4 protein-coding genes are annotated in these 7,208 nt (G+C 36.3%); 2 read left to right on the top strand and 2 right to left on the bottom strand.

Annotated features, from left to right (window positions below; all coding sequences use genetic code 11):
- Positions 1-96: 96 nt before the first annotated feature.
- Positions 97-1,575 (bottom strand): IMP dehydrogenase, encoded by a 1,479-nt coding sequence (gene guaB / locus ACIY14_RS09090; RefSeq protein ID WP_409002339.1) that lies wholly within the window; start codon positions 1,573-1,575, stop codon positions 97-99.
- A gap of 162 nt (positions 1,576-1,737) precedes the next feature.
- Positions 1,738-2,763 (bottom strand): tryptophan--tRNA ligase, encoded by a 1,026-nt coding sequence (gene trpS / locus ACIY14_RS09085; RefSeq protein ID WP_000165468.1) that lies wholly within the window; start codon positions 2,761-2,763, stop codon positions 1,738-1,740.
- A 194-nt stretch (positions 2,764-2,957) separates the two neighbouring features.
- Between trpS and ACIY14_RS09080 the strand changes: the two genes are divergently transcribed.
- Both ACIY14_RS09080 and ACIY14_RS09075 read left to right on the top strand, forming a co-directional pair.
- The gene (locus ACIY14_RS09080) at positions 2,958-4,580 is read left to right on the top strand and encodes an ATP-binding cassette domain-containing protein (protein ID WP_409002338.1); all 1,623 of its coding nucleotides are present in this window, start codon (positions 2,958-2,960) and stop codon (positions 4,578-4,580) included.
- 61 nt (positions 4,581-4,641) lie between these two features.
- Positions 4,642-7,194 (top strand): YfhO family protein, encoded by a 2,553-nt coding sequence (locus ACIY14_RS09075; protein ID WP_409002337.1) that lies wholly within the window; start codon positions 4,642-4,644, stop codon positions 7,192-7,194.
- Positions 7,195-7,208 lie beyond the last annotated feature (14 nt).

The following is a 7,208-nucleotide window of genomic DNA, read 5'->3' as shown; positions in this document are numbered from 1 at the left end:
TCTTCATAACTCAATTTCATAATAAAACACCCCAAAAGTTAGATTTTTTCTGTCTAACTTTTGGGGTGCAGTTCATTTTCAGGAGTTCTTTTTTGTTTACATAGAATAGTTTGGTGCTTCATTAGTGATTTGTACATCATGAGGATGGCTTTCTTTTAGACCAGCCCCAGACATTTCAATAAATTGAGCATTATCGTGTAGTTCTTTAAGGTTAGCTGCACCACAGTAACCCATACCAGAGCGAATACCACCAATCATTTGGAAAACGATATCAGCTACAGCACCTTTATAAGCAACACGACCTTCAATTCCTTCTGGAACGAGTTTGTTTGCTTCATTAACAGAACCTTGGAAATAACGGTCACTTGAACCTTTCTTCATTGCAGCGATTGATCCCATACCACGGTAAGTCTTAAACTTACGTCCTTGGAAGATTTCCGTTTCACCTGGCGCTTCGTCTGTTCCAGCAAACATTGATCCAAGCATAACAGCATTTCCACCTGCAGCAAGTGCTTTAACAATATCTCCAGAATACTTGATTCCACCATCAGCGATGATTGTTTTGCCATATTCACGCGCAACTGCTGCTGCATCATAGATTGCTGTAACTTGTGGTACACCAACACCTGCAATCACACGAGTGGTACAGATAGAACCTGGTCCAATTCCAACTTTGACAACATCTACACCTGCTTCGTAAAGAGCACGCGCTCCTTCTGCAGTTGCAATATTACCTGCAATCAAAGTACGATCTGGGAAATGAACACGAATTTCAGCAATTTTACGCAGAACTCCAGCAGAGTGACCATGTGCAGTATCAATAACAATTGCGTCAGCACCTGCTTCAAAAAGGGCTTCGGCACGTTCAAATGTATCTGAAGTGACACCCACCGCACCAGCAACTAGAAGACGACCAAATTCATCTTTTGCTGCATTTGGAAATTCAATCACTTTTTCAATATCTTTAATAGTAATCAAACCAGAAAGACGACCTTCTTCATCAACCAAAGGAAGTTTTTCAATACGGTGTTCTTGAAGAATACTCTCAGCTGTTGCAAGATCTGTACCAACAGGAGCAGTAACAAGATTTTCACTAGTCATATGGTTTGAGATTGGCTGATTGTAATCTGAAATAAAGCGAAGATCTCGGTTGGTTAGAATACCAACCAATTTACGATTTTCAAGTGTTTCAACTACTGGGACACCACTGATACGGTAACGGCCCATTAGTTCATCTGCTTCAGCAATCGTGTGTTCTGGAGTCAAAAAGAATGGATCAATAATGACACCATTTTCAGAACGTTTTACCTTGCGAACTTCATCTGCCTGTTGCGCAATAGACATATTTTTATGGATTACTCCAAGACCACCTGCACGAGCAATGGCAATGGCCATTTGACTCTCTGTGACTGTATCCATGGCGGCTGTTATAATTGGGATATTTAAAGTCAGATTATCTGCTAATTTTGTTGTTAAATCTGCATCATTAGGCAACACATGACTTTCTGCTGGAATGAGCAATACATCATCAAAGGTAAAACCTTTTTTCAAAAATTTAGTGTCCCAATTAGACATTGAAGTTTCCTCTTTTCTTTCTTTTTGAGCTTGACTCTTTTTGTATTGTATCTATCATACCATTCTATGGAAATTTGTCAATTATATTTATAGCAGAAAACATAAAAAAACTATCCCTGTTATTCTATGGAAGAGATAGTTTTACGATTTATATTTTATCTATTATTTAAAATAATTTAGTCCCATTGCTCCCTTAACCTCAGACAGAGTTTGCCCTGCAACCTCGCGAGCTTTTTCACTACCTTTTTGAAGCATATTGTGCACTTCACCCATATCCTTAGCAAATTCGATACGGCGCTCACGAATAGGACCAAGTTCGCGTTCTAATATTTCAAGTAGATAACGTTTCGTCTTCACATCACCAAGACCACCACGTTGATAATGCTCTTTCATATCCGCAATTTCTTGAGCATCTTCTGGACGACCAAACACATCTAGATAATGGAAAACCATGTTTCCTTCAATCTTACCTGGATCCTCCACTCGAATATGATCCGGGTCAGTATACATACTCATGACTTTTTTACGTAAAGTATCCGCATCATCTGCTAGATAAATACCATTATTAAGGGATTTAGACATTTTAGCATTTCCATCTAGACCAGGCAACCGTCCTGCTCTCTCATTTTCTGGATATATCCCTTCTGGCTCCACTAAGACATCACAGTTATATGCATTATTAAAGGAACGAACAATCTCACGAGTTTGTTCAATCATTGGTTTCTGATCTGTCCCTACAGGAACATAATTAGCCTTGAAGGCAGTAATATCTGCTGCTTGCGCAATTGGATAAACCAAAAACCCTGTTGGAATACTTTCTCCAAACCCTTTCTGAGCAATCTCTGTTTTCACCGTAGGATTGCGCTCCAAACGGGCTAGTGACACCAAATTCATATAGTACATAGATAGTTCAGCCAACTCTGGGATTTGGCTTTGAATAAAGATAGTTGATTTGCTTGGATCCAATCCAACTGCTAAATAATCCAAGGCAACATTCCCAATAGACTCTACAATCGTTTGAGGATCTTTGGCGTGATCTGTCAAGGCTTGTTGGTCCGCCAAAAAAACAAACATCTCATACTTGTCTTCTTCCTGCAGTAATACTCTATTTTTAAGACTCCCAACATAATGTCCAATATGCAGTTTTCCTGTTGGGCGATCTCCTGTTAAAATAATGGGTTTCGTCATTTTTTTCTCCTTCGAAATGGTCTCTTCAATTATAGCATTTTTTTGTTAAAATAACAGAAAATTATTTAAATCAAACAACTAACTCTTTGTAAACAAACCTGTAAACTTAATTGACATAAAATTGACAAACAAAAATTTGAATATTTCTCTCTTTTCTAGTAGAATAAATATATTACACATATAGGAGAAAAACATTGCTTACAGTATCTGATGTTTCACTACGTTTTAGTGATCGCAAACTTTTTGATGATGTCAATATCAAATTTACAGAAGGAAATACTTATGGATTAATCGGTGCTAATGGCGCCGGAAAATCAACCTTTTTAAAAATTTTAGCTGGTGATATCGAACCTACAACTGGTCACATCTCTCTTGGTCCAGATGAACGTCTCTCTGTTCTTCGTCAAAATCACTTTGACTATGAAGATGAACGTGCAATTGATGTTGTTATCATGGGAAATGAAAAACTTTACAACATCATGAAAGAAAAAGACGCTATTTATATGAAGGAAGACTTTTCAGATGAAGATGGTGTTCGTGCAGCCGAACTCGAAGGTGAATTTGCCGAACTTGGAGGTTGGGAGGCAGAGAGTGAAGCGTCTCAACTACTTCAAAATCTTAATATTCCAGAAGAATTGCACTATCAAAACATGAGCGAATTGGCCAATGGTGAAAAAGTGAAAGTTCTCCTTGCTAAAGCACTTTTTGGTAAACCAGATGTTCTTCTCTTGGACGAGCCAACCAACGGTCTGGATATTCAATCCATTACTTGGTTAGAAGATTTCCTAATTGACTTTGACAATACTGTCATTGTCGTATCCCATGACCGCCACTTCTTAAACAAAGTATGTACCCACATGGCCGACCTTGACTTTGGAAAAATCAAACTCTATGTCGGAAACTATGACTTCTGGAAAGAATCTTCTGAGCTCGCTGCTAAATTGCTAGCAGACCGTAATGCCAAGGCAGAAGAAAAAATTAAGCAATTGCAAGAATTCGTTGCTCGCTTCTCTGCCAACGCTTCTAAGTCAAGACAGGCAACGTCTCGTAAAAAAATGCTTGACAAGATTGAATTAGAAGAGATTGTGCCATCTAGTCGTAAATATCCATTTATCAACTTTAAAGCAGAACGTGAGATTGGTAATGATCTCTTGACAGTAGAAAATCTAACTGTAAAGATTGATGGTGAAACTATCCTGGACAATATTAGTTTCATCTTGCGTCCAGGTGATAAGACAGCTCTTATTGGACAAAATGACATTCAAACGACTGCATTAATTCGTGCAATTATGGGTGACATCGACTATGAAGGAACTGTCAAGTGGGGAGTTACTACTAGCCGTTCTTACTTGCCAAAAGACAACTCAGCTGATTTTGCAGGAGGAGAGTCAATCCTTGACTGGTTGCGTCAATTTGCAAGTAAAGAAGAAGATGACAATACCTTCCTACGTGGTTTCCTTGGTCGTATGCTCTTTTCTGGAGATGAAGTTAACAAACCTGTAAACGTCTTGTCAGGGGGAGAAAAAGTACGTGTCATGCTTTCAAAACTCATGCTCTTGAAATCAAATGTCCTTGTACTTGATGATCCAACTAATCACTTAGATTTGGAATCTATTTCAAGCTTGAACGATGGTTTGAAAAACTTTAAAGAATCAATCATCTTTGCCAGTCATGACCACGAGTTTATCCAAACTTTGGCAAACCATATCATTGTTTTATCTAAGAATGGCGTCATCGATCGTATTGATGAAACCTATGATGAATTCTTAGAAAATGCAGAAGTACAAGCAAAAGTTAAAGAACTTTGGAAAGACTAAATATAACTTCAAAACTCAGTTGGATTAACCAACTGAGTTTTCTATCATTCTACGAGGTAACATGAAATCATTTTTTAAAACATATTGGACCTATTTTGTCTCTTTCATTATTCCTTTAGTAATTATGTTAGGAGTATATCTATCTCAGGGTATCTACTGGAATAGCGATGCATCTCCACTATTAGGAGACGGTTTCCATCAATACGTTATTTTTGATGTAGCTTTACGAAATATTTTACATGGAAATGACAGTTTGTTTTACACCTTTACAAGTGGCCTCGGACTGAATTTCTATGCTCTATCTAGTTATTACTTAGGTAGTTTTCTTTCACCCCTGGTTTACTTTTTTAATCTGTCAAATATGCCAGATGCTGCTTATCTGACCACTCTCTTAAAATTTGGATTGATTGGTCTGTCAACCTTCTTTAGTTTGAATAGATTATTTAAAGATATCCCAACATTTTTAAAACTGGCTTTATCTACTTCCTATGCTTTAATGAGCTTCACTGTCAGTCAGTTAGAGATAAAAACCTGGCTAGATGTTTTTATCTTGATTCCTTTAATTATAACTGGTTTACACCTACTGATAACACAAAAGAAGCGCCTACTATACTTTACAAGTTTGTCAATCTTATTTATTCAAAATTATTATTTTGGGTATATGACAGCATTGTTTCTTATTTTCTGGTATCTCTGCCAAATTTCTTGGGACTTTAAAACTCGAAAATCATCTTTTCTTGATTTTGTTGTTACCTCCTTTTTAGCTGGAATGACTAGTTTGATTATGACTCTTCCTACACTGTTTGATTTACAAACTCATGGAGAGAAGTTGACTACCATCACAAAATTAAAGACAGACAGTAGTTGGTATCTGGATATTTTCGCAAAACAATTCATTGGATCTTTTGATACAACTAAGTATGGATCTATACCAATGATTTTTGTTGGATTGCTTCCTTTTATTTTGACCATTCTATTTTTCACAATAAAATCCATAAGGTTTCACGTGAAACTTACCTATGCAATTTTTTTCACTTTTTTAATAATAAGCTTTTACATAGAAGCACTTGATTTATTTTGGCAAGGGATGCATACCCCAAATATGTTTTTACATCGCTATGCTTGGATTTTTTCCACTCTATTAATTTATACTGCAGCAGAAGTCTTAAACCGTCTGAAAGAACTGAAGCTCTGGAATCTATTTATCTCACTCTTTCTTGTACTAACAGGATTTTTGGCTACTGTCTATTTTAAATCACACTATTCTTTTTTAACTGATTTGAATATCCTACTCACTCTTGAATTTCTACTAGTTTATGCTCTTTTACTTCTTGCAGTCATTAGAAAATTTATCTCTGTAAATCTATTTGCAATTCTTTTGTCTTTATTTATAATAGCTGAGATAAGCTTAAATGCTTCATCTCAAATGGAAGGAATAGCTAAAGAATGGGCCTTTGCTTCTCGTAGCGCCTATAATAAAGATATCACCGCTATGGAATCCATTCTAAGCCAAATTGACAATACATTTACACGTACTGAAAAACTGCAAATTCAGACTGGAAATGACAGTATGAAATTTAACTACAATGGAATCTCTCAATTTTCGTCTGTACGAAATCGTTCAGCTAGCACTAGTTTGGACAAACTTGGATTCAAATCATCTGGAACCAACCTCAATCTCCGTTATGCAAATAATAGTCTTTTAGCAGACAGTTTATTTGGAATCCAGTACAATATTTCTGAAACTTCACTTGATAAGTATGACTTTCAAGAGATTTATCAAAAGGATCATTTAACCTTATATAAAAATCAACTCTCTTTACCCATTGCTTTTGCCACTCAATCTATTTACACCGATGTAAACTTTAATAATCATACTCTGGATAATCAGGCTTTATTTATAAACCAGCTCGCTAATCTCAACTTAGATTATTTCTATCCAATAGCATATGATAAAAAAGATAATTCTGATGGTTTAACAAGCATCACAAGTTCTACGAATGAGGATGCAAGAATTGATTATCAGATTGAGGTTCCTCAAAATAGTCAAGTCTATCTCTCTTTTTCAAATCTTCATTTTACAAACGATAAGCAAAAGAAAGTTGACATCATTGTCAACGGTGAAAAAAAGACTTTTACAACTGACAATACCTTTAACTTCTTTAATTTGGGTTATACTGAAGAACAAAAAACTTTCAATATCAGTGTTAGCTTCCCTGGAAATTCTCAGGTATCATTTGAATCTCCAGCCTTCTATCGTTTAGATACTCAGGCTCTTACTGAGGCAATCCAAAAGATTAAAGAACAACCTGTAGAAGTATCCACCTCTAAAAATAAAGTCTTTGCTACATATGAAGTAAAACAAGATACCTCTATTTTCTTCACTATTCCTTATGACAAAGGTTGGTCTGCATACCAAGATGGGAAAAAACTTGAAATCAAGCAGGCTCAAACTGGTTTTATGAAGGTTGATGTTCCAAAGGGAAAAGGTACCATTACACTTTCCTTTATCCCTAATGGTTTTGTTATTGGAGCAGCCTGCTCACTAACTGCCCTTCTTCTTTTTGGGATCTATAATCACAGACAAAATTTATCTAAGGCAGAAAAAGATTGACCAATTCCTTGGCC

It is taken from the genome of Streptococcus sp. ST16 (genome assembly GCF_046098135.1).
Classification (GTDB): Bacteria; Bacillota; Bacilli; order Lactobacillales; family Streptococcaceae; genus Streptococcus.
This window is presented reverse-complemented; position numbering and strand designations above follow the sequence as displayed.

Excerpts from the sequence above, each read along its gene's own strand:
- trpS (WP_000165468.1), bottom strand. The coding sequence starts at position 2,763 with ATGACGAAACCCATTATTTTAACAGGAGATCGCCCAACAGGAAAACTG.
- ACIY14_RS09075 (WP_409002337.1), top strand. The coding sequence starts at position 4,642 with ATGAAATCATTTTTTAAAACATATTGGACCTATTTTGTCTCTTTCATT.
- guaB (WP_409002339.1), bottom strand. The coding sequence starts at position 1,575 with ATGTCTAATTGGGACACTAAATTTTTGAAAAAAGGTTTTACCTTTGAT.